The following is a 22,803-nucleotide window of genomic DNA, read 5'->3' as shown; positions in this document are numbered from 1 at the left end:
ATGACTCAACACGATCAATTACATCGCTATCTGTTTGAAAACTATGCCGTCCGTGGCGAACTGGTCACTGTATCAGATACCCTCGAACAGATCCTCGCGAACCACGACTATCCGCAGCCGGTGAAAAACGTGCTGGCCGAGCTGTTGGTCGCCACCAGCCTGCTGACCGCAACGCTGAAGTTCGCCGGCGATATTACCGTTCAATTGCAGGGTGACGGCCCGATGACGCTGGCAGTCATCAACGGCAATAACCAGCAGCAGTTGCGCGGCGTGGCTCGCGTTCAGGGCGATGTACCGGCAGATGCTGACCTGAAAACCCTGATCGGCAACGGTTATCTGGTAATCACCATCACCCCGGAAGAGGGTGAGCGCTATCAGGGCGTGGTGGGTCTGGAAGGCGATACGCTGGCGGCATGCCTGGAAGATTACTTCCAGCGCTCTGAGCAGTTGCCGACGCGTCTGTTTATCCGCACTGGCGAAGCGAACGGTAAGCCTGCGGCGGGCGGTATGCTGTTGCAGGTGATGCCAGCGCAGGACGCACAGCGTGATGATTTCGATCACCTGGCGGCGCTGACCGAGACCATCAAAGGCGAAGAGCTGTTCACCCTGCCAGCGAACGATGTGCTGTGGCGTCTGTATCACGAAGAAGAAGTGACGATTTACGACCCGCAGGACGTGGAGTTCAAATGCACCTGCTCCCGTGAACGTTGCGCTGGTGCGCTGAAAACGCTGCCGGATGAAGAGATCGATAGCATCCTGGCCGATGAAGGCGAAATCGACATGCACTGCGATTACTGCGGCAGTCACTACGTCTTTAACGCAATGGATATCGCCGAGATTCGTAATAACGCGTCTCCGGCAGACCCGCAGGTGCATTAAATTACCATCTGCAAGCCCGGTAGACGCGCTGCGCTACCGGGCTTTTTTTATCTACCACTCACGGTAATCCACTTCCAGCGTTTCACTACCCATCGTTAAATCCTGCCACGATTTTGGTTTAACGCCTGTTTTCCCGTCACTGATTGCCCGCATAACCTGCTCTTTCGTCATGCTTACCGGTAACTTCAGATCACCTTTTTTAGCCCAGACTTTTTTTGCAGGATCGTAGGCATAAACCAGGCTCGCACCACCTTCGAAGGTAAAGATTATGCGTTCTGGCTGGCCGTCATTATTCAAATCCTGGCTCGCCAGTAAGCAGGCATTTTTTTCAATACAGGATGTCAGGTCATAGCGCCTTTCAAACACGACAGACCAAAAGGCTTCATCCGGTTGGGTCGTGCCCGGCGCAATGGCGACATTCTCCGCCAGAATTTTCGCAGACACCTGCTCTTTGAGATCCCGATCTCCGCTTAATATCCTCAGCAATTCCCGCTTGCGCTTCGCATCTTTCATATACTCCGCATCGTTCTTCAGCGACTCCAGCGCCTCGCGCCCGGCGCGACCACTTTGATCGAGTAAATAAATCGACACCTGCTCTGCCTTGATCTGCCCGCTGTGATAACGCGCCATATGGCTGTTCACGCTAATACGCCAACTGTCCAGCACCGGAGAGTTGAGCAACACCAGTATGACCAGCACCAGCAGCGACATGGCAAGATTTACCTTGCCCTGAACAACGAGGGGATTCTGCCCTTTTCTGCGGACAATACTGACGAAATACCCCAGCGACCATACCAACAGCGCAACCACCACCAGCGCGCCATGCAGGCGTTCCGGCGTCCAGCCGTATTGATTCACGCGCAGCCACAAGGCCCATGCGGCAATCAGCACATAAACAGGCGCAATCAGCAGCGACGTTTTAATTAAACAGCGCAGTACGCCAGTATAGGGCAGCGATGTTTTCTGCGGATCGCGAACCACCGCCATCAGCATAAGCAACAGCAGCGCCAACACGGAAAGCAGTCCCGCCGCCGAAACGTGGCGGGAAATCGCACTCAGGCCGGTAAAAGGCAGCGTGACGATAAACAACAACGTTAACAGCGACACCAGCGGCAACAGGCCGGTGGCAATAAGCGTCAGCAGCTTTTGAATGGAGGCAATCAGCCGCGACTGGGTGCGAGCCAGAATGACCGCCAGCGCCGTAATGACGCCTATCGCCACATACATAAACCAGTCGGTATCAAAGAAGAGTGTTTTGAAAAATGTGATACCCACGAGCCTGAAGAGTTCGCTCCACAACAACAGCACAAGCCAGGTCAGGCCATTGGCGATGAATATCACCAGGAGAGTCAGTACGTTATGCCAGGCAAGGTTATAAAAACGCGTATAGCGCGTCGTGACCAGACGAGGGTTAAGGTTCTGCTGCATCCAGGGCAGCAACAGCATTGCCATCATCAGGAGAGCGCAACCAAAATTCCACAGCAGTGAGTAAAGTATCCAACTGCTGCTCCCGGCGGCCTGCCACTTCAGCCAGCCGCTCATGCCCAGCACCGCCAGGAACATTAGCGCCAGCCAGGCCCATAGTCGCGCCTGCTTAAATGACACAACCGTAAACAGCAGCGTTGAGGAAAGCGCAATCGTCGCGGGTAGCCCATAAAACAACCATCCGCTATTTTTCGGCGCAAGCCAGGTAATTAACAGGTAGCACAGCAGCCCCTGTGTCAGCCCGGTGGCGATCATTCCCCAGCGCGTGGCGCGAGAGAGTTCAACGTTATCCATGTCGGTATCCACAAAATGGGAGAGAACCTGATTATCGCATCAGGTCTGGTCACTGGCTCATGCTATGTGGAGATTCGGAAAATTGCTCAGCGTGGTGAATCGATTTTTTACATGAAAGAGTTACGTAATTTTCTTTCAGAAATGCGATTACATTCACATAAACATCGTATTTTAAACTATTTTTTAACCAATTAAGAACATTTACCCCAATTCCGGCCTTTTTCCTGCCATAATCGGTGCCGCTTCGTGACAGGAGTCACAATGAATTCGTAAGTAGACGTTTTGTCGGGATACGTAAATCTATGAGCCTGGTCGCGGTCAACACCCCTAAAATACCCATAGAATTTGTAGCAATACAATTGGCTAAGGAGCAGTGAAATGCGCAATGGTTTAACTCCGCAGGATCTCAAGGCTTATGGTATCAACGACGCACAGGAGATTGTCTACAATCCGGATTACGACACCCTGTATCAGGAAGAACTGGCTCCTGACCTGGAAGGTTACGAGCGTGGCGTCCTGACTAATCTCGGTGCTATCAACGTCGACACCGGTATCTTTACCGGCCGTTCCCCGAAAGATAAGTACATCGTTCGTGACGACACAACCCGCGATACCGTTTGGTGGTCTGATAAAGGCAAAGGAAAGAACGACAACAAGCCGCTCTCTCAGGAAACCTGGCAGCACCTGAAAGGACTCGTTTCAAAACAACTTTCCGGCAAGCGTCTGTTTATTATCGACGCTTTCTGTGGCGCGAACGAAGACACCCGTCTTTCCGTGCGCTTCATCACCGAGGTGGCCTGGCAGGCGCACTTCGTCAAAAACATGTTTATTCGCCCGACCGAGGAAGAACTGGCAACCTTTAAGCCAGACTTTATCGTAATGAACGGCGCAAAATGCACTAACCCGCAGTGGAAAGAGCAGGGTCTGAACTCTGAGAACTTCATTGCCTTTAACCTGACCGAGCGCATTCAGTTGATTGGCGGTACCTGGTACGGCGGCGAGATGAAAAAAGGGATGTTCTCGATCATGAACTACCTGCTGCCGCTGAAAGGCATCGCGTCCATGCACTGCTCGGCGAACGTGGGCGAGAAAGGTGATGTAGCGGTCTTCTTTGGTCTTTCCGGCACCGGTAAAACCACGCTGTCCACCGATCCGAAGCGTCGCCTGATTGGCGATGACGAGCACGGTTGGGATGACGACGGCGTCTTCAACTTCGAAGGCGGTTGCTACGCGAAAACCATCAAGTTATCCAAAGAGGCGGAGCCGGAAATTTACAACGCGATCCGCCGCGATGCGCTGCTGGAAAACGTGGTGGTACGCGCCGACGGCACCATCGATTTCGACGACAACTCGAAAACCGAAAACACCCGCGTCTCTTACCCGATTTATCACATCGATAACATCGTTAAGCCAGTTTCCAAAGCGGGCCACGCCACCAAGGTTATCTTCCTGACGGCGGATGCCTTTGGCGTACTACCTCCGGTTTCTCGTCTGACCGCCGATCAAACCCAGTATCACTTCCTGTCTGGCTTCACCGCCAAACTGGCGGGTACCGAGCGCGGCGTCAACGAACCGACTCCAACCTTCTCCTCCTGCTTCGGCGCGGCCTTCCTGTCGCTGCACCCAACGCAGTATGCGGAAGTGCTGGTAAAACGTATGAAGGATTCGGGCGCGCAGGCCTATCTGGTCAACACCGGCTGGAACGGCACCGGCAAACGTATCTCTATCAAAGATACCCGCGCCATTATCGATGCCATCCTGAACGGTTCGCTGGATAACGCAGAAACCTTCACCCTGCCGATGTTCGATTTGCAGATCCCAACCGAACTGCCGGGTGTAGATACTCACATTCTCGATCCGCGTAACACCTATGGTTCCCCGGAACAGTGGCAGGAAAAAGCCACCGCGCTGGCGAAACTGTTTATCGAGAACTTCGAGAAATATACCGATACTCCGGCAGGTGCTGCACTGGTGAGTGCGGGCCCGAAATTGTAAACCTTACGCCGTTATCCACCGATAACGGCGTCCCCCTTCTCTTGCGGCGTCTCTGACGCCGCAATGCGTTTTAACCAGCGCGTCATCTCAGTACGAATCCCTTCATCCGCAGAGCAAGCCTGGACACGTATCAGCGCAAATGCCCGCGGTGTACCAATCGCCCACAACAGACGGCTAAACCATGTCGCGATCTCAGCGGATGTGAGTCCCGTATAGGCGAGATAATCAAAACCGTTCTTCAGCACCTGTTCCACACAGACAACGCTGTCCGGATGGGCCAACTGCCGCAGGCGACGGACAACCTGCTGATGGCAACGGTGTACAGGGGAAAGCAACAACTGATGGAGAAGTTCGCGCCCAGGCGTCGATGCAGGCGCGTTTAGCAGACGGTGGATCGCGGCATCCAGCACCAGTTGATCGAAAAGGTCGAGGTAAGCGTCAGGTCGCCCAGCGGCAAGCATGCGATCGGCAAGGGCGTCCGATCGCATGATGTCATCCAAATCTATCAACTCTCTTTCACAGGCCCCTGAACATGAGCAACTGGCACCGGCAACCAGGCGCGGATCAGCAACCCGCCACGCTCGCTGGCGTCAATTTCCAGCAAGCCATTATGGTTGTCGATAATACGCTGTACAATTGCCAGCCCAAGCCCTGTGCCGCTGGTACTGCGGGCGCTGTCGCCGCGCACAAACGGCTGGAACAGGTGTTTACGTTGCTCAGGCTTGATTCCCGGGCCGTTGTCTTCCACCTGGAACCAGGCGCGGTTGAGCTCGCTACCGCTGCTGACTTTGATCCAGCCATTGCCGTAGCGGGCGGCATTCACCACCATATTGGCCAGCGCGCGTTTGATGGAAAGCGGGTGCATGCGCAGAAGAATTTCCCCGGCTTTCAGGTCGGTTTCAATTTCACGCTCATAGCCACTTTCGGCAGCAATCACTTCGCCCAGCACGGCGTTCAGATCGGCCATTTCCATCGGCATCTCTTGCCCGGTGCGCAGGTAGTCGATGAACTGCTCGATGATGGCGTTGCACTCTTCAATATCTTTATTGATAGACTCCGCCAGATAGCCATCCTGCTCGCCCATCATTTCCGTCGCCAGACGAATACGGGTGAGCGGCGTGCGCAGGTCGTGGCTGACGCCCGCCATCAGCAGAGTTCGATCATCAGCAAGCTGCTTCACACCAGCGGCCATATGGTTAAAGGCGCGCGTCACTGAACGCACTTCTGATGCGCCATATTCACGCAACGGCGGCGGGATCATCCCTTTACCCACCTGTAGCGCGGCATGTTCCAGGTCAACAAGGGGGCGGTTCTGTATACGGATAAACAGCCAGGCTCCGCCTATCGCCAGCAGCATAATCGCCAGGGTGTAACGGAACAGCGGTGAGAAGTCACCCTGATGGATTTCGGTAAGAGGAACGCGAACCCAAATGTTGGGAGACAACCAGGTTTTCAACCAGACGACCGGCGAGCTTTTGTTAACCTCGACGCGCACTTCCGTCGGGCCGCCAAGCTGAGTCGCCATCTGATGGCTTAAAAATTCATAGTGTTGCGCCCAACGTAGCCCCGCCTCTTCCGCAGCTTCATCGGAATAGAGCGAAATACCAAGTTCGCGATAGATTTCGCGACGGAACGCAGGCGGCACCACCAACTGCGTTCCGTCCTCCAGTTCCAGTTTATCGGTCATCAGCATACGCACTTCGTAGGCCAGAACCTTATTAAACTGCTGGAGGCTCGGCAGGATCGCGAAGTTCAGCACCACCAGGTAGGTTGTCACCAGGCTGACGAACAGCAGGGTGACAATCAACAACAACGTGCGGGCAAACGAACTTCGCGGCGAGAAGCGCAGTCGCCTCATGCCTTAGAACCGTCCGGGACAAAGACGTAACCCAGGCCCCAAACGGTCTGGATGTAGCGCGGATGAGCCGGATCTTCTTCCACCATGCGGCGCAGACGGGAAATTTGTACGTCGATGGAACGCTCCATTGCGGAGTACTCGCGCCCGCGCGCCAGGTTCATCAGTTTATCGCGGGAGAGCGGCTCACGCGGGTGGCTGACCAGCGCTTTCAGAACGGCAAATTCCCCACTGGTGAGTGGCATTGGTTCATCTTCACGGAACATTTCACGCGTACCAAGGTTCAGCTTGAACTTACCGAAGGCGATTACCGCCTCTTCCTGGGATGGCGCGCCCGGCAGTTCGTTCGCCTGACGACGCAGCACCGCACGGATTCGGGCCAACAGTTCACGCGGGTTGAATGGCTTCGGAATATAATCGTCAGCGCCGATTTCCAGGCCGACAATACGGTCGACTTCTTCGCCCTTCGCCGTCACCATGATGATTGGCATCGGGTTGCTTTGACTGCGCAGACGGCGGCAGATAGACAAACCGTCTTCGCCCGGGAGCATTAAATCCAGTACCATAAGATGGAAGGATTCACGAGTTAACAGGCGATCCATCTGTTCGGCGTTGGCGACACTTCGAACCTGGAAACCCTGCTCGGTCAGATAACGTTCAAGCAGCGCACGCAGGCGCATGTCGTCATCGACCACCAGAATCTTATAATTCTCTTGCATTGTTTTTACTCCCAAAGGTTCGCAACAATAATCAGTGTGTATTCTCAAAAAAGCGTAAGCCGCTCACCAGCTAAATCTGGTATAAATTCCGAGCTAAATTGTTACAAAGCATATTTAACAGCGGCTTAAGTATACATCTAATCATAAGACAACTTATTCATCCTGTTGGACTCTTTTGTGCTTTCCAACAGGCCAGCAGAAGGCAGGAAACGCGGATGAAAACGCCTTTAATTACCCGTGAAGGGTATGAAAAACTGAAGAAAGAGATGGATTACCTCTGGCGCGAGGAACGCCCGGAAGTCACCAAAAAAGTGACCTGGGCAGCAAGCCTGGGCGATCGCAGTGAAAACGCCGATTACCAGTACAACAAAAAGCGCCTGCGTGAAATCGACCGCCGCGTGCGTTATCTCACCAAATGTCTGGAAAATCTGAAGATTGTCGATTATTCACCGCAGCAGGAAGGAAAAGTTTTCTTTGGCGCATGGGTGGAAATTGAAAACGACGACGGCGATGTGAAGCGCTTTCGTATTGTCGGCTACGATGAAATTTTTGGTCGTAACGATTACATCTCTATTGATTCACCGATGGCGCGCGGCCTGCTAAAAAAAGAGGTCGGAGACCTGGCGGTGGTGCAAACGCCCGCCGGTGAAGCGAGTTGGTACATCAATGAGATCGAATATGTGAAGTAACACACCTGGAACTATCCGAGAGAATACGGCGGTGACTGGCATTTTTGCCGGTCAGTCCGTATAACTATCCCCTGATTTTTTCGACCCAACAGATGACAACACCATGATGAATGATTCGCTCTGCCGCATTATTGCGGGTGAACTTCAGGCACGCGCAGAACAGGTGGAAGCCGCCGTTCGCCTGCTTGATGATGGGAATACCGTGCCGTTTATTGCACGTTATCGTAAGGAAGTCACCGGCGGTCTGGATGACACGCAGTTGCGTAATCTGGAGTCCCGACTGGGCTATCTGCGTGAACTGGAAGATCGTCGCCAGACCATCCTCAAGTCTATCAGCGAGCAAGGGAAACTGACTGAGTCGCTGGAAAAAGCCATCAACGGCACGCTGAGCAAAACCGAACTGGAAGACCTCTATCTTCCGTATAAACAAAAACGTCGCACGCGCGGGCAAATCGCCATTGAAGCCGGGCTCGAGCCGCTGGCTGAGCTGCTGTGGAACGAACCGTCACATGACCCGGAAACGGAAGCGGCCAAATTTATCGACGCCGACAAAGGCGTGGCCGACACCAAAGCCGCGCTGGATGGCGCTCGCTACATTCTGATGGAGCGTTTTGCCGAAGACGCCGCCCTGCTGGCGAAAGTGCGTGACTATTTGTGGAAAAACGCCCACATCGTGGCGACCGTGGTGGCAGGCAAAGAGGAAGAAGGTGCGAAGTTCCGCGACTACTTCGACCATCACGAACCGATTTCTACCGTGCCGTCCCACCGCGCGCTGGCAATGTTCCGCGGCCGCAACGAAGGTGTTCTGCAACTCTCTTTAAATGCCGACCCGCAGTTCGACGAGCCGCCGAAAGAGAGCCACGGCGAACAGATTATTATGAACCACCTCGACTTGCGCCTGAACAACGCCCCGGCGGATAGCTGGCGCAAAGGTGTCGTAAGCTGGACATGGCGCATTAAGGTGCTGATGCATCTGGAAACCGAACTGATGGGCACCGTGCGTGAACGCGCGGAAGACGAAGCAATTAACGTCTTCGCCCGTAACCTGCACGACCTGCTGATGGCCGCGCCTGCGGGCCTGCGCGCAACAATGGGCCTCGATCCTGGCCTGCGTACCGGCGTGAAAGTCGCTGTGGTCGATGGTACCGGGAAACTGGTCGCCACCGACACCATCTACCCGCATACCGGGCAGGCGGCGAAAGCAGCCGTTGCGGTGGCGGCGCTGTGCGAGAAGCACAACGTTGAACTGGTCGCGATCGGTAACGGCACCGCCTCCCGCGAGACAGAACGCTTCTTCCTCGATGTGCAAAAACAGTTCCCGAAAGTGACGGCGCAGAAAGTGATCGTCAGCGAAGCGGGCGCATCCGTTTACTCGGCCTCCGAACTGGCGGCGCTGGAGTTCCCGGATCTCGACGTCTCCCTGCGCGGCGCAGTATCTATCGCCCGCCGCCTTCAGGATCCTTTAGCAGAACTGGTGAAAATCGATCCGAAATCCATCGGCGTCGGCCAGTATCAGCATGACGTCAGCCAGACCTCGCTGGCGCGTAAGCTGGATGCGGTAGTGGAAGACTGCGTAAACGCCGTCGGCGTTGACCTCAATACCGCTTCCGTACCGCTGCTGACCCGCGTAGCAGGCCTGACGCGCATGATGGCGCAGAATATTGTCAGTTGGCGTGATGAGAACGGTCAGTTCCAGAACCGCCAGCAGTTGCTGAAAGTGAGCCGCCTGGGGCCGAAAGCCTTTGAACAGTGCGCAGGCTTCCTGCGTATCAACCACGGCGATAACCCACTGGACGCCTCTACGGTGCACCCGGAAGCCTACCCGGTGGTTGAGCGTATTCTGGCGGCCACGCAGCAGGCGCTGAAAGATCTGATGGGCAACAGCAGCGAGCTGCGTAACCTGAAGGCCTCTGAGTTTACCGACGAGCGTTTTGGCGTACCGACGGTCAGCGATATCATCAAAGAGCTGGAAAAGCCGGGTCGTGACCCGCGCCCTGAGTTTAAAACCGCGAAATTCGCCGATGGCGTCGAAACCATGAACGACCTGCTACCAGGAATGATTCTGGAAGGCGCAGTCACCAACGTCACCAACTTCGGTGCGTTTGTGGATATCGGCGTCCATCAGGATGGTCTCGTCCACATCTCTTCACTGGCGGATAAGTTTGTGGAAGACCCGCACACCGTAGTGAAAGCCGGGGATATCGTGAAAGTGAAGGTGCTGGAAGTAGACCTGCCACGTAAACGTATCGCGCTGACCATGCGTCTGGACGAGCAGCCGGGTGAAACGAACGCCCGTCGCGGCGGTAACAGCAATGAACGCAGCCAGGGCAATCGCCCGGCAGCGAAAGCGGCTAAACCGCGTGGTCGTGATGCGCAACCGGCGGGCAACAGCGCAATGATGGATGCACTGGCGGCGGCGATGGGGAAAAAACGCTAAATCGTGCGGTTTGTTTTGCCGGGTGGCGCTGACGCTTACCCGGCCTACAAAATATAAACGTCTGTAAGCCCGATTTCGCCATCGGGCTTTTTATTTCGGAAATATATTAAACGTTTTTATATTTAGCATTATTATCACCGCATTAACATTCAACGAAATAAACAAACATCCGGTTTACCCGAATTGTTTTGCGCCAAATCAACTTTGCGCCACTTTATTCTCAGAAAGAACATTCGGTCACATTTTATCTATTGAAGATACAAACTATTCTCATTATCATCGTATTGTAGATTAATTAACCTCTCTCATGTTCGCGCGCCTTTCCGTTCGTTTCTGTTGAACCCGCGCGACAGTGACTCGCGATGATATAAGTAGGCCCTATGCAATTTACTCCTGATAGTGCATGGAAAATCACTGGCTTCTCCCGTGACATCAGCCCGGCATGGCGTCAGAAACTGCTGTCGCTCGGCATGTTGCCCGGCTCCTCTTTCCAGGTTGTGCGTGTCGCGCCATTAGGCGATCCCATTCATATTGAAACGCGTCGAGTCAGTTTAGTCCTACGCAAAAAAGATTTGGAATTTCTGGATCTTGAATCCGTTTCTCGTTAATCCGATTTAGCTGTTATAGAGTTCACAAAAATGAAAAAACTAACCATTGGCTTAATTGGTAATCCTAATTCCGGCAAGACAACATTATTCAATCAATTAACCGGTGCGCGTCAGCGCGTAGGTAACTGGTCTGGGGTGACGGTCGAGCGTAAAGAAGGGTCGTTTTCAACCACCGATCACAGCGTGACGCTGGTCGACCTGCCAGGGACTTACTCCCTGACCACTATCTCCTCGCAAACCTCGCTCGATGAGCAAATCGCCTGCCACTATATTTTGAGCGGCGACGCTGACCTGCTGATTAACGTCGTCGATGCCTCCAACCTTGAGCGCAACCTCTACCTGACGCTGCAACTGCTGGAGCTTGGCATCCCCTGCATCGTGGCGCTCAACATGCTGGATATCGCTGAGAAACAGCAAATCCGCATTGATATCGACGCCCTCTCCGCGCGTCTGGGTTGCCCGGTGGTTCCGCTGGTATCCACGCGTGGCCGCGGGATCGACGCCCTGAAGCTGGCGGTTGACCGCTATCAAAGCAACGATGAAATTGAACTGGTGCACTACGCCGCCCCGCTGTTGCGCGAAGCTGAAAATCTGGCGCGCGCAATGCCGGAAGCTATCCCGGTAAAACAGCGCCACTGGCTCGGCATGCAGATGCTGGAAGGCGATATCTACAGCCGCGCCTATGCGGGTGAAGCGGCGGATAAGCTGGATATCGCATTCGCGAATCTAAGTGACGAACTGGATGACCCGGCGCTACATATCGCTGATGCGCGCTACCAGAGCATCTCCGCAATTTGCGACAGTGTGAGCAATACGCTGACCGCCGAGCCAAGCCGCTTTACCGCTGCCGTGGATAAAATCGTGCTCAATCGCGTACTGGGATTGCCGATTTTCCTGTTTGTGATGTACCTGATGTTCCTGCTGGCGATTAACATAGGCGGCGCGTTACAACCTATTTTCGATGGCGGCTCCGTCGCTATCTTTATTCACGGTATCCAGTGGATTGGCGCAACGCTGCACTTCCCGGAATGGCTGACAATTTTCCTCGCCCAGGGGATTGGCGGCGGGATCAATACCGTGCTGCCGTTAGTGCCACAAATCGGCATGATGTATCTGTTCCTCTCCTTCCTTGAGGACTCCGGCTACATGGCGCGTGCGGCATTTGTCATGGATCGTTTGATGCAATCACTGGGGCTGCCGGGCAAATCCTTTGTGCCGCTGATTGTTGGCTTCGGCTGTAACGTGCCTTCCGTGATGGGCGCACGCACGCTGGATGCCCCACGTGAACGTCTGATGACCATCATGATGGCGCCGTTTATGTCCTGCGGCGCACGTCTGGCAATCTTCGCCGTCTTCGCGGCGGCCTTCTTTGGTCAGCAGGGCGCGCTGGCGGTGTTCTCGCTTTACGTGCTGGGGATCGTGATGGCGATCCTGACCGGTCTGATGCTGAAATACACTATCATGCGCGGTGAAGCGTCACCGTTCGTGATGGAGCTGCCGGTTTATCACATCCCGCATCTGAAGAGCCTGTTTATCCAGACCTGGCAGCGCCTGAAAGGCTTTGTGGTTCGTGCCGGTAAAGTCATCGTGATTGTCAGTATTTTCCTGAGCGCCCTGAACAGCTTCTCGCTGAGCGGCCAGGCGGTCGATAACATCAACGACTCCGCCCTTGCGTCAGTGAGCCGTCAGTTAACGCCGCTGTTGAAACCGATTGGTGTGCATGAAGACAACTGGCAGGCAGCGGTTGGCCTGTTCACCGGGGCGATGGCGAAAGAAGTGGTGGTCGGTACGCTGAACACGCTCTACACCGCTGAAAATATCCAGCAAGAAGATTTCGACCCGGCCACCTTTAGCCTGACCGATGAGCTTCTGGGCGCAGCCGATGAAACCTGGCAGAGCCTGAAAGACACCTTCAGCCTGAGCGTGCTGGCGAACCCAATCGAAGCCAGTAAAGGCGACGGAGAAATGGCGACGGGCGCAATGGGCGTGATGAGCAGTAAATTCGGCAGCGCGGCGGCGGCCTACAGCTACCTGATTTTCGTTCTGCTCTACATTCCGTGCATTTCGGTGATGGGCGCAATTGCCCGCGAATCCAGCCGCGGCTGGATGGGCTTCTCGGTGCTGTGGGGGCTGAACATCGCCTACTCGCTCTCGACGCTGTTCTATCAGGCCACCAGTTTTAAACAACATCCGCAGTACAGCCTGGTGTGCATTCTGGCGGTGATCCTGTTCAACGTGATTGTCATTGGCGCGCTGCGCCGGGCGCGCAGCCGCGTGGATGTGAATCTGCTGGCGACGCGCAAAACCGTACACGCCAACGGCACTTCCGGCAGCAGTTGTCACTAAGGAGATAGCCATGGCATCGTTAATTGAGGTTCGCGATTTGCTGGCACTGCAGGGACGCATGGGCGCATCGCAGCTCAGCGCGCAGTTACACACGCCGCAACCGATGATCGATGCCATGCTGGAACGCCTGGAAGCAATGGGAAAAGCGCGTCGGGTTCAGGAAAACGCCGATGGGTGTCTTTCGGGAAGTTGTAAGCAATGCCCTGAAGGGCGAGCCTGCCTGAGCGAATGGTGGGTTCTCTGTTAAAACGCAAAAGCGGGCCCGAAGGCCCGCTTTTTTAATTATTTATACACGTCCGCATTACCGTGAACGGTTTTCTCATTCTTTGAACCGGCGATAATCACATAGTACTTCCCGCCCAGCTCATCCGCTTTTTTCGACAAGTCACGCTTCGCATCCATCGGCGAAGTGGTGCGCGAGGTGGTAATTTCACCGACCTTAGTCAGATTCATCTTCGCGACATCCTCTTTCTGAATCTCTTGCGCCGCCAGCGCGCCAAAAGAGAGTGCACCCATAACCAGAGTCGCAGCAATACTTGTAACGAGTTTCATAGCATTATCCCTATATAAGTTTTTGTTTTATATGCAGTACGCAACGGCTATCAACGAACTAAGCGTACCGGCAGGATAAGTATTATTCCGCTTTGAAACTTTTGCCATGTGGACGCAAAATTAAATTTTGGCGTCCACAAACTCGCAAATTACCTGACAAAATTCAGCCGGATGAGAAATAAACGGCGCATGAGCGGCTTTGGCAAAAATATATGATTCACTCTGCGGCCACAGGGCATCGAGTTGGGGCACTATCTTGCGCGGCACCAGGCCATCCAGTCGGCCATAAAGACGCAGGAAAGGTTTGTCCAGCAAGGTCAGCGCCTGACGTAAATCAGCGGTTTTCAGGATCTCCAGCCCACCATTCAGCGCATCGACCGTTGGCATCGGCAACGCTAAAACCGCACTCTTCAGCGCACGCGCATCCTGCCTTGCGCTCTCAGTACCCAGCGTTTGCAGTGCGAGGAAGCGCTCAACGGTACGCTGAAAATCTTCGCTAAGCTGTTGCTGGAAACCGGCCAGAATCTCCGGCTTGATACCTGCCCAGTCGTCCTGTGCACAGAAACACGGCGATGACGCGACGCTCACCAGCGCCTGGACACGCTGCGGGTGCGTCAGGGCTATCTGGCTCGCCACCAGCCCGCCCAGGCTCCAGCCCAGCCAAACCGCCCTTTCGGGTGCCTGTACGAGAACCCGCTCCGCCATCTCTTCCAGCGACATCGCGCCGAAATCACGACTGCGGCCAAAGCCTGGCAGGTCGACAAGATGCAGCGTGAAATGCGCGCTCAGTTCCGGCGTTATGCAATCCCACACCTGCGCGTTCAGCCCCCATCCGTGCAGCAGCACAAGATGACGATCTCCTTCACCTTTGGTTTGCCACCAAACGTTGTTCATCAGTTATTGTTCCCAGATCCAGCTTTCGAGGTGCAATATGCTAACAGTCCACAGCTTATGCTGGCTATGTCAAATGCCGCTGGCGATACCCCATTGGGGCATCTGCTCCCGCTGCTCGCGGACGTTATTCACGACTCAGCCGCGCTGCCCTCAGTGCGGGCTTCCGGCTGCGGGAGGCGCGTTGGTTTGCGGGCGCTGTCTGCGCAAATCGCCGCCCTGGAACAGGCTTATCGCCGTCAACGATTATACGCCGCCGCTCAGCGGCTTGATTCATCAGTTTAAATTCAACGGCAAGGCGGAGCTTGCGCCAGTACTGGCGCGGTTGTTGCTATTAAAGGCCCGCCAGTCAGGGCTCCCGCGGCCAGATAGCTTCGTGAGCGTGCCGCTCTGGCAGCGACGCCACTGGCGACGGGGATTTAATCAAAGCGACCTGCTGTGTCGGGCACTGGCGGGCTGGCTCGGTTGCACCTGGCATCCGGATGCCATCAAGCGCGTGCGAAAAACCGCCACCCAACATCAACTCAGCGCAAGGTTGCGCGCTCGTAACCTGAAAAATGCCTTCCGGCTTGAATTACCGGTAAAAGGGCTCCATATAGTGATTGTGGATGATGTCGTCACCACAGGCAGCACTGTCGCTGAAATTTCCCGCCTGCTTTTGCGAAACGGCGCGGCGAGCGTTCAGGTATGGTGCCTGTGTCGCACCTTGTAGACCCCCTCTGATGGGCGTATTATAACCAACTAAAGTAGTCAACTATTAGGCCAAAGCTATGATCCGTATTTCCGATGCTGCACAAGCGCACTTTGCCAAACTGCTGGTAAATCAGGAAGAAGGTACACAAATCCGCGTATTTGTTATCAACCCTGGCACGCCAAACGCAGAATGTGGCGTTTCTTATTGCCCGCCGGATGCGGTGGAAGCAAGTGACACTGCCCTGAAATTTGAACAACTCACCGCCTATGTCGATGAGCTGAGCGCTCCGTATCTGGAAGATGCGGAAATCGATTTTGTTACCGATCAGTTGGGTTCTCAGCTCACCCTGAAAGCCCCTAACGCCAAAATGCGTAAAGTGTCTGACGACGCTCCGCTGATGGAACGCGTGGAATATATGATTCAGGCGCAGGTGAACCCACAACTGGCGGGGCACGGCGGTCGAGTCACGCTGATGGAAATCACCGATGAAGGTTATGCCATCCTGCAATTCGGCGGCGGCTGTAACGGTTGCTCGATGGTAGACGTGACGCTGAAAGAAGGGATTGAAAAGCAACTGCTGGCAGAATTTCCGGAACTGAAAGGCGTTCGCGACCTGACCGAACACCAGCGCGGCGAACACTCCTACTACTAAGTTTTACCCTGCTCTTTTGCCCGGTAGCGCTCCGCTTACCGGGCCTGCATTTCGCCCTTACCGGGAAAATACTTCATCTGCACCAATCCACCTGCGCAATGTTACCGTGCAACATTGCTCGCAATTCCCTATACACATCTTTGCAAAAACCCAGCAAATAGTATGACATTCGTCTCAATTTTTACATTTATGCTGCCTGGGTAATTCTCACCTCTGCATGTTACCCGTATCATCCGCCCCATAGCGTCGTCACGCAAATCCATAGCCAGCTATCCTTTAGCAGGGCAAAAGTGAGATTCCGACGCAATGAAGTGTGTCCACCCTCTCCAGGGATGACTGGACGTTGTCACTGAAACAATGACGTTACCCATATAAATTTAAGGCCAGGTGCATCATGCCATTAGTCATAGTAGCTATCGGGGTTATCCTGTTATTACTGCTGATGATCCGTTTTAAAATGAACGGCTTTATTGCCCTTATCCTGGTGGCCCTCGCCGTCGGGTTGATGCAGGGTATGCCGCTCGACAAGGTCATCGTCTCCATCAAAAACGGTGTGGGTGGAACCCTGGGCAGCCTCGCGCTGATTATGGGCTTCGGCGCAATGCTCGGAAAACTGCTGGCAGACTGCGGCGGTGCTCAGCGTATCGCCACCACGCTTATCGAAAAGTTCGGTCGCAAAAACATTCAGTGGGCAGTGGTTCTGACCGGTTTTACCGTCGGTTTTGCCCTGTTCTATGAAGTTGGTTTCGTTCTGTTGCTGCCGCTGGTCTTCACCATCGCCGCTTCCGCACGTATTCCGCTGTTGTATATCGGTGTGCCGATGGCCGCCGCGCTGTCCGTAACCCATGGCTTCCTGCCGCCGCACCCGGGCCCGACCGCGATTGCCACCATCTTCCACGCAGATATGGGTAAAACCCTGCTGTACGGTACGCTGCTGGCTATCCCGACCGTGATTCTGGCAGGCCCGGTTTACGCGCGCTGCCTGAAAAGCATCGACAAGCCGATTCCGGAAGGTCTGCATAACCCGAAAACCTTCACCGAAGAAGAGATGCCTTCTTTCGGCGTGAGCGTTTGGACGGCTCTGGTGCCGGTTATCCTGATGGCTCTGCGCGCGATTGCTGAAATGGTGCTGCCAAAAGGCCATGCGGTACTGCCGTATGCGGAATTTTTCGGCGACCCGGTAATGGCTACGTTGATTGCAGTTCTGATTGCTGTATTCACCTTCGGTCTGAACCGCGGGCGTAACATGGACCAGGTGAACGATACCCTGACCTCTTCCATCAAAATTATCGCCATGATGCTGTTGATCATCGGCGGTGGCGGTGCATTCAAACAGGTTCTGGTTGATAGCGGCGTGGATAAATACATCGCCTCTATGATGCACGGTTCCAATGTTTCTCCGCTGCTGATGGCCTGGTCTATCGCCGCCGTGCTGCGTATCGCACTGGGTTCAGCGACCGTTGCAGCCATCACTGCCGGTGGTATCGCCGCCCCGTTGATTGCCACCACGGGCGTCAGCCCGGAGTTGATGGTTATCGCAGTTGGTTCCGGTAGCGTTATCTTCTCTCACGTGAACGATCCGGGCTTCTGGCTGTTCAAGGAGTACTTCAACCTGACTATCGGCGAGACCATCAAGTCCTGGTCGATGCTGGAAACCATCATCTCCGTGTGTGGTCTGGTTGGTTGTCTGCTGCTGGGAATGGTTGTTTGATGTGAGGTTTTGCCCCTCACCCTAACCCTCTCCCGCAGGGAGAGGGAACCGATTGTGCCAATGGTAGGTATATACGGTTTTCACCCTCTCCCTAAGGGAGAGGGCCGGGGTGAGGGGAATATTTTGATTCGCTTTTACTTCTTCTTACCTGCCGCTTTCCGCCGCTTGTCCAGATCCTTAATCAGCTTATTCACCCGTTCATCGGCAAACATCTGCTCAAGATTGGTTGCCAGCTTGCGCCGCCAGTTTTTGTACTGATCGCTGGTACCGGGAATATTGACCGGCTCTTCCATATTCAGCCAGTCTTCCGGCTGTAGGCCCAGCAGCGCACTGTTGCTGTCAGCGATATAACGCTGCATACCGCGATTGAGCGTGTCGGTCATGCTCATTAAGCTGGCCTTATGCCCGGCACGTTTTGGCAACACGCCATATTTGTGCAGCGCATCCAGCAAGCCCTGCTTCGCCAGTTCGCGATCCTGATACAAACCGCGCAGCACCACTTCGTCAGGATAGAGACCCAATGCACGTCCAAGTGTCAGGTCGCCGCTTTCCCAATAACCGCGCAGCGTCGGCAGGTCATGCGTCGTGGCGACGGCCATGGATTGCTCCGGATACGCTTTCGGCGCGCGGAAGGTTTTGTCGCTGTCGTTTTCGAAGTAGAGCACTTTGTATGAGTAAACTCCGCTCTTGCGCAGTTTGCCGACAATCTCCACCGGTACCGTGCCGAGATCCTCGCCAATCACCATACAGTGGTGGCGCTTGCTCTCCAGTGCCAGAATCGATAGCAGATCGTCGACGGGATAATGGACGTAGGCGCCGTGATCCGCCGTTTCACCATAGGGGATCCACCACAGACGCAGCACGGACATCACATGGTCGATACGCAGTGCGCCGCAGTTTTTCATGTTCGCGCGCAGCAGGTCGATAAACGGCTCGTAGGCACGCGCGGTAATGATATGGGGATCCATCGGCGGCAGACCCCAGTTTTGCCCCAGCGGCCCGAGAATATCCGGCGGTGCGCCCACTGACGCTTTCAGGCAGTAAAGCTCACGGTCACACCAGGTTTCCGCGCCGCCTTCCGCCACGCCCACGGCGAGGTCGCGATAAAGGCCAATCGGCATGTCATAACGCTGGCTCTCCTGCCAACAGGCCGCGAACTGGGTGTACGCCAGCCATTGCAGCCAGAGATAGAAATCCACCTCATCGGCATGCTGTTCGCAAAAGGCACGGACTTCCGGGCTCTCAACATCCTGATAGGCTTCCGGCCACGCAGGCCAGCCCCAGCGCAATTTGTCGATTTTCACCTGGCTTGCATGCAGCGCGTCATACGCCGCCTGCCAGTAAAGGCTTTCACCTTCACGTTCCACAAAATTGCGGAACTGGGTCATCTGCGCATCGTCACGTTTGGCAAAACCTTTCCACGCCATGCGCAACGCGGTCATTTTCAGTTCTGTTACTGCCGTATAATCGACCCACTCCACCTCACAGGCGGCTTGCAGCGCTTTTTGTGTCGCCGGTTTTTTCCACCAGCTCTGTGCTTCAGTGCTGAGGTGAAAATCCTCCACCGCATTGACGTCGATATAAATCACGTTCAGCCAACGACGTGAAGAGGGACTATACGGGCTGGCGCTTTCCGGGTTCGCCGGATAGAGCGCGTGGATCGGGTTGAGGCCGATAAACGCCCCACCGCGTTTAGCGATTTCCGGCAGCATCGCTTTCAGATCGCCAAAGTCGCCAATCCCCCAGTTTTTTTCCGAACGCAGGGTATAGAGCTGTACGCAGGCCCCCCACAGTTTCTCTTTTTCTTTCAGCGCCAGCGGTTCATAGCAGCGCTCAGGTGCAACAATCACCCGGCAGTGCCAGCGCTCATCAGACTGGGTCAGCGTGAGGGAGTGATAACCCTCAGGCAGACGCGCGGGCAGCGCCAGGCTTTTCCCACCCGTCGCTTCGCCCTGATACTGCTTGCCCTCTTCAGTGGTCAGCAGCCAGTGAAATTCACCGCTACCTTCCACGGTCAGAGCCATTTTTTTGCCGTGCGTCCAGACCATAACGTTCGGGACTGGCGTCACCGCCACTTTCGTGGCGGTAGCGTGCATCGCGTCCAGCAAACGCCGTTTGGTGTCAGCACCGATAGACTGCGGTTTACCGTGCGCATTGATATAGTTGGGGCTGATCCCCGCCGCCAGCGCGGCATTGTCGAGGCGTTTGCCTTCCATAGGCCTGTCCTTAGCGTTTTGCCTGCCAGATACGTTTCTGATAATCGCGAATGGAGCGATCGGAGCTAAACATGCCGCAGCGCGCAGTGTTCAGGATAGCGGCGCGCGTCCAGGCTTCCTGGTCACGATAAAGCTCATCGACCTGTTTCTGCGCTGCCACGTAGGCTTCAAAATCGGCCAGTACCAGGTACGGGTCGCCACCCTTCAGCAGGCTGTGCAGCATCTGGTCGAACGCGTGTTTGTCACCATCGCTGTACTTACCGCTCTCCAGCTCTTTCAGCACCGCGTCCAGCAGTTTGTCTTTCTTACGCCATTTCAGCGGATCGTAGCCTTTGGCCTTCAGCGCCTTCACCTGTTCAACGGTGTTACCGAAGATGAAGATGTTTTCATCGCCGACCACTTCCGCGATTTCCACGTTCGCACCGTCCAGCGTACCGACGGTCAACGCACCGTTCAGCGCCAGCTTCATGTTGCCGGTACCAGACGCTTCTTTGCCTGCGGTAGAGATCTGTTCGGAGACGTCCGCCGCCGGGATCAGTTTTTCCGCCGCCGAAACACAGTAATCCGGCAGGAAAACCACTTTCAGCTTGTCGCCCACTTTCGGATCGTTGTTGACGGCTTCTGCCACCTTGTTAATCGCGAAAATGATGTTCTTCGCCAGGTAGTAGCCCGGCGCTGCTTTCGCACCAAACAGGAATACGCGCGGTACGCGGTCTGCCTGCGGGTTCTCGCGGATCTCTTTATACAGCGCCAGAATGTGCAACAGGTTCAGGTGCTGACGTTTGTACTCATGCAGGCGTTTGATCTGAATATCAAAAATCGCCTGGGTATTGATTTCAATGCCGGTACGCGCTTTCACGAACTCAGCCAGCCGCTCTTTGTTGGCCTGCTTGATGTCGCGGTAGGTCTGGCGGAATTTCGCGTCATCAGCGAATTTCTCAAGGTTGATCAACTGGTCGAGATCGTTGGCCCACTCTTTCTTCAGCGACTTATCGAGCAACGCAGCCAGTGCCGGGTTGCACTGCTTGATCCAGCGACGCGGCGTAATGCCGTTGGTGACGTTGTGGAATTTGTTCGGCCACAGTTGGTGATATTCCGGGAACAGATCTTTCACCACCAGGTCGGAGTGCAGCGCGGCCACGCCGTTCACCGCAAAGCCGCTGACCACGCACATGTTCGCCATGCGTACCTGCTTGTCGTGCACCACCGCCAGTTTTGCCCAGACGGCTTTGTCGCCCGGCCAGGTTTTATCAACCAGCTTCTTAAAGCGGGCATTGATTTCGTTAATGATCTGCATATGGCGCGGCAGCAGCGCTTTAATCAGTTTTTCGTCCCAGCACTCGAGCGCTTCCGGCATCAGCGTGTGGTTGGTGTAGGCGAAGGTTTTGCTGGTGATAGCCCAGGCATCGTCCCAGCTCAGTTGGTGTTCATCGAGCAGTACTCGCAGCAGTTCAGGAATCGCGATGGTCGGGTGGGTATCGTTGAGCTGAATGACTTCGAAGTTAGCCAGTTCGTGTAGCTTACGTCCCGCAAGGTGATGGCGACGCAGAATATCCGCCACCGAACAGGCGCACTGGAAGTATTGCTGCATCAGACGCAGTTTCTTACCCGCCGTATGGTTGTCGTTAGGGTAGAGCACTTTTGTCAGTTTTTCCGCGTCGATGCCCTGCTGCTCTGCGCGCAGGAAGTCACCGTCGTTGAATTTAGTCAGGTTAAACGGATGCGCATGTTTCGCCTGCCACAGACGCAGCGGCTGTGCGACACCGTTACGGTAGCCGAGCACCGGCAAATCCCAGGCTTCACCGGTAATTTCGAATGCCGGCGTCCAGTGGCCCTCTTTGCTGACTTTACCGCCAATGCCAACCAGCACGTCCAGCGCGGCGTTGTGGCGGAACCATGGATAGCTACCGCGCTGCCAGTCATCCGGCGCTTCCATCTGCTGACCGTCTTCGAAAGACTGGCGGAACAGACCATATTGATAGTTCAGGCCATAGCCCGTCGCCGACTGGCCGACAGTTGCCATCGAGTCGAGGAAGCAGGCTGCCAGACGCCCCAGGCCACCGTTGCCCAGCGCCGGGTCTGTTTCCTCTTCCAGCAGATCGGTGAGATGAATATCGAACGGCTTCAGCGCATCGCTGACGCCTTCGTACCAGCCCAGATTCAACAGGTTATTGCCGGTAAGACGACCAATCAGAAACTCCATGGAGATGTAGTTCACATGGCGTTGATCCTTCGCCGGTTTCGCTATGGGTTGAGCGGACAGCATTTCTGCCAGAGCGCCGCTCACAGCCTGCCACCACTGGTGAGAGGTCATCTCAGAAGCAGCCTGTAAACCAAATCGTTGCCACTGACGCGTCAGGGCAGCCTGAAACAGTTCTTTATTGAAGGTTGGCTGTGACATAGGGAATTAGAGTCCTTTTTGCATAAACGTTAATGATAGTTTGCCTGGCTGACTGTGTGACTTCCTCCTCCCGTCCCGGATTAGGCGGGGAGGAGTCGCAGGGATGAGCGAAAAGTGTGATCGCAGACACTATTACGCGAATTATTAATCCCCGGCATGGACATTTTTTGCACAGCAACAGGCGGCAATCCTTTCTGCCAGGCGGCAGTTTCAGACATCAGAGCAAAGATATCCGCGCGGTATGTCATAAAAATGAAATGGTGTTTTTTAATCAATTATGCACGCAAGGAAATAGTTGCCATTATGAAATAATCAGTTACTGAAATAAGATGATTCATAAGGCAAATAACCCAGCGGATAATATTATTAGTAGCGGTTT

General features: G+C 54.8%; 18 protein-coding genes. 10 read left to right on the top strand and 8 right to left on the bottom strand.

All coding sequences use genetic code 11. From position 1 onward, the window contains the following. The gene (gene hslO, locus VSR74_RS17640) at nucleotides 1-879 is read left to right on the top strand and encodes an Hsp33 family molecular chaperone HslO (RefSeq protein WP_347795916.1); all 879 of its coding nucleotides are present in this window, start codon (nucleotides 1-3) and stop codon (nucleotides 877-879) included. A 51-nt stretch (nucleotides 880-930) separates the two neighbouring features. Here hslO and VSR74_RS17635 read toward each other — a convergent pair whose 3' ends face one another. Next, a complete protein-coding gene (locus tag VSR74_RS17635; RefSeq protein ID WP_347795915.1) occupies nucleotides 931-2,658 on the bottom strand; it encodes a DUF4153 domain-containing protein in 1,728 nt (575 codons plus the stop codon). Nucleotides 2,659-3,036: 378 nt separating this feature from the next. Here VSR74_RS17635 and pckA point away from each other — a divergent pair, with 378 nt between their 5' ends. Beyond that, complete coding sequence (gene pckA / locus VSR74_RS17630; RefSeq protein ID WP_347795914.1) at nucleotides 3,037-4,653, top strand: phosphoenolpyruvate carboxykinase (ATP); 1,617 nt, start codon at nucleotides 3,037-3,039, stop codon at nucleotides 4,651-4,653. An 11-nt stretch (nucleotides 4,654-4,664) separates the two neighbouring features. On the opposite strand, the gene VSR74_RS17625 is transcribed toward pckA, so the two are convergent. The 3 genes from VSR74_RS17625 to ompR are packed head-to-tail and all read right to left on the bottom strand — an operon-like array spanning nucleotide 4,665 to nucleotide 7,227. Beyond that, nucleotides 4,665-5,141 carry a hypothetical protein gene (locus VSR74_RS17625; RefSeq protein ID WP_347795913.1) on the bottom strand — a complete coding sequence of 159 codons (477 nt, stop codon included), beginning with the start codon at nucleotides 5,139-5,141 and terminating at the stop codon, nucleotides 4,665-4,667. A gap of 17 nt (nucleotides 5,142-5,158) precedes the next feature. Next, nucleotides 5,159-6,511 (bottom strand): two-component system sensor histidine kinase EnvZ, encoded by a 1,353-nt coding sequence (gene envZ, locus VSR74_RS17620; RefSeq protein WP_347795912.1) that lies wholly within the window; start codon nucleotides 6,509-6,511, stop codon nucleotides 5,159-5,161. Then, nucleotides 6,508-7,227 (bottom strand): osmolarity response regulator transcription factor OmpR, encoded by a 720-nt coding sequence (gene ompR / locus VSR74_RS17615; RefSeq protein ID WP_001157751.1) that lies wholly within the window; start codon nucleotides 7,225-7,227, stop codon nucleotides 6,508-6,510. The genes envZ and ompR overlap by 4 nt, the downstream gene beginning before the upstream one ends. Before the next feature lie 215 nt (nucleotides 7,228-7,442). Between ompR and greB the strand changes: the two genes are divergently transcribed. From greB to feoC, 5 genes are all read left to right on the top strand, one after another. Further along, a complete protein-coding gene (gene greB / locus VSR74_RS17610; protein WP_015962674.1) occupies nucleotides 7,443-7,916 on the top strand; it encodes a transcription elongation factor GreB in 474 nt (157 codons plus the stop codon). A 103-nt stretch (nucleotides 7,917-8,019) separates the two neighbouring features. Further along, a complete protein-coding gene (locus tag VSR74_RS17605; protein ID WP_347795911.1) occupies nucleotides 8,020-10,353 on the top strand; it encodes a Tex family protein in 2,334 nt (777 codons plus the stop codon). A 380-nt stretch (nucleotides 10,354-10,733) separates the two neighbouring features. Continuing rightward, complete coding sequence (gene feoA, locus VSR74_RS17600; protein WP_347795910.1) at nucleotides 10,734-10,961, top strand: ferrous iron transporter A; 228 nt, start codon at nucleotides 10,734-10,736, stop codon at nucleotides 10,959-10,961. A 30-nt stretch (nucleotides 10,962-10,991) separates the two neighbouring features. Continuing rightward, the gene (gene feoB, locus VSR74_RS17595) at nucleotides 10,992-13,307 is read left to right on the top strand and encodes a Fe(2+) transporter permease subunit FeoB (RefSeq protein ID WP_347795909.1); all 2,316 of its coding nucleotides are present in this window, start codon (nucleotides 10,992-10,994) and stop codon (nucleotides 13,305-13,307) included. Between the two features lie 10 nt (nucleotides 13,308-13,317). After that, nucleotides 13,318-13,554 carry a [Fe-S]-dependent transcriptional repressor FeoC gene (gene feoC, locus VSR74_RS17590; RefSeq protein WP_347795908.1) on the top strand — a complete coding sequence of 79 codons (237 nt, stop codon included), beginning with the start codon at nucleotides 13,318-13,320 and terminating at the stop codon, nucleotides 13,552-13,554. Nucleotides 13,555-13,589: 35 nt separating this feature from the next. Here the strand turns inward: feoC and VSR74_RS17585 are convergent, their stop codons facing one another. Together VSR74_RS17585 and bioH are read right to left on the bottom strand one after the other, a co-directional pair. Continuing rightward, nucleotides 13,590-13,859, bottom strand: coding sequence for a YdgH/BhsA/McbA-like domain containing protein (locus tag VSR74_RS17585; RefSeq protein WP_347795907.1), 270 nt, complete (start codon nucleotides 13,857-13,859; stop codon nucleotides 13,590-13,592). Nucleotides 13,860-13,979: 120 nt separating this feature from the next. Continuing rightward, a complete protein-coding gene (gene bioH, locus VSR74_RS17580) occupies nucleotides 13,980-14,753 on the bottom strand; it encodes a pimeloyl-ACP methyl ester esterase BioH (RefSeq protein WP_347795906.1) in 774 nt (257 codons plus the stop codon). Between the two features lie 37 nt (nucleotides 14,754-14,790). On the opposite strand from bioH, the gene gntX reads away from it, so the two are divergent. From gntX to gntT, 3 genes are all read left to right on the top strand, one after another. Then, on the top strand, nucleotides 14,791-15,462 hold the full coding sequence (gene gntX / locus VSR74_RS17575) for a DNA utilization protein GntX (protein ID WP_347795905.1): 672 nt from the start codon (nucleotides 14,791-14,793) through the stop codon (nucleotides 15,460-15,462). A 58-nt stretch (nucleotides 15,463-15,520) separates the two neighbouring features. Continuing rightward, entirely contained in the window at nucleotides 15,521-16,096 is a 576-nt protein-coding gene (nfuA, locus tag VSR74_RS17570; protein ID WP_015962666.1) for a Fe-S biogenesis protein NfuA, read from the top strand. 394 nt (nucleotides 16,097-16,490) lie between these two features. After that, a complete protein-coding gene (gntT, locus tag VSR74_RS17565; protein ID WP_149464137.1) occupies nucleotides 16,491-17,807 on the top strand; it encodes a gluconate transporter in 1,317 nt (438 codons plus the stop codon). A gap of 134 nt (nucleotides 17,808-17,941) precedes the next feature. Here gntT and malQ read toward each other — a convergent pair whose 3' ends face one another. Further along, nucleotides 17,942-20,023 (bottom strand): 4-alpha-glucanotransferase, encoded by a 2,082-nt coding sequence (malQ, locus tag VSR74_RS17560; protein WP_347795904.1) that lies wholly within the window; start codon nucleotides 20,021-20,023, stop codon nucleotides 17,942-17,944. A gap of 10 nt (nucleotides 20,024-20,033) precedes the next feature. Further along, nucleotides 20,034-22,424: a maltodextrin phosphorylase gene (gene malP, locus VSR74_RS17555; protein ID WP_347795903.1), complete on the bottom strand. Its 2,391-nt coding sequence runs from the start codon at nucleotides 22,422-22,424 to the stop codon at nucleotides 20,034-20,036. Between the last annotated feature and the right edge of the window lie 379 nt (nucleotides 22,425-22,803).

Origin of the sequence: Pseudocitrobacter cyperus (assembly GCF_039889165.1) — a bacterium.
Taxonomy (GTDB): domain Bacteria; phylum Pseudomonadota; class Gammaproteobacteria; order Enterobacterales; family Enterobacteriaceae; genus Pseudocitrobacter; species Pseudocitrobacter cyperus.
Note: the sequence above shows the minus strand (reverse complement) of the source record. Positions and strands in the feature narration are given on the sequence as shown.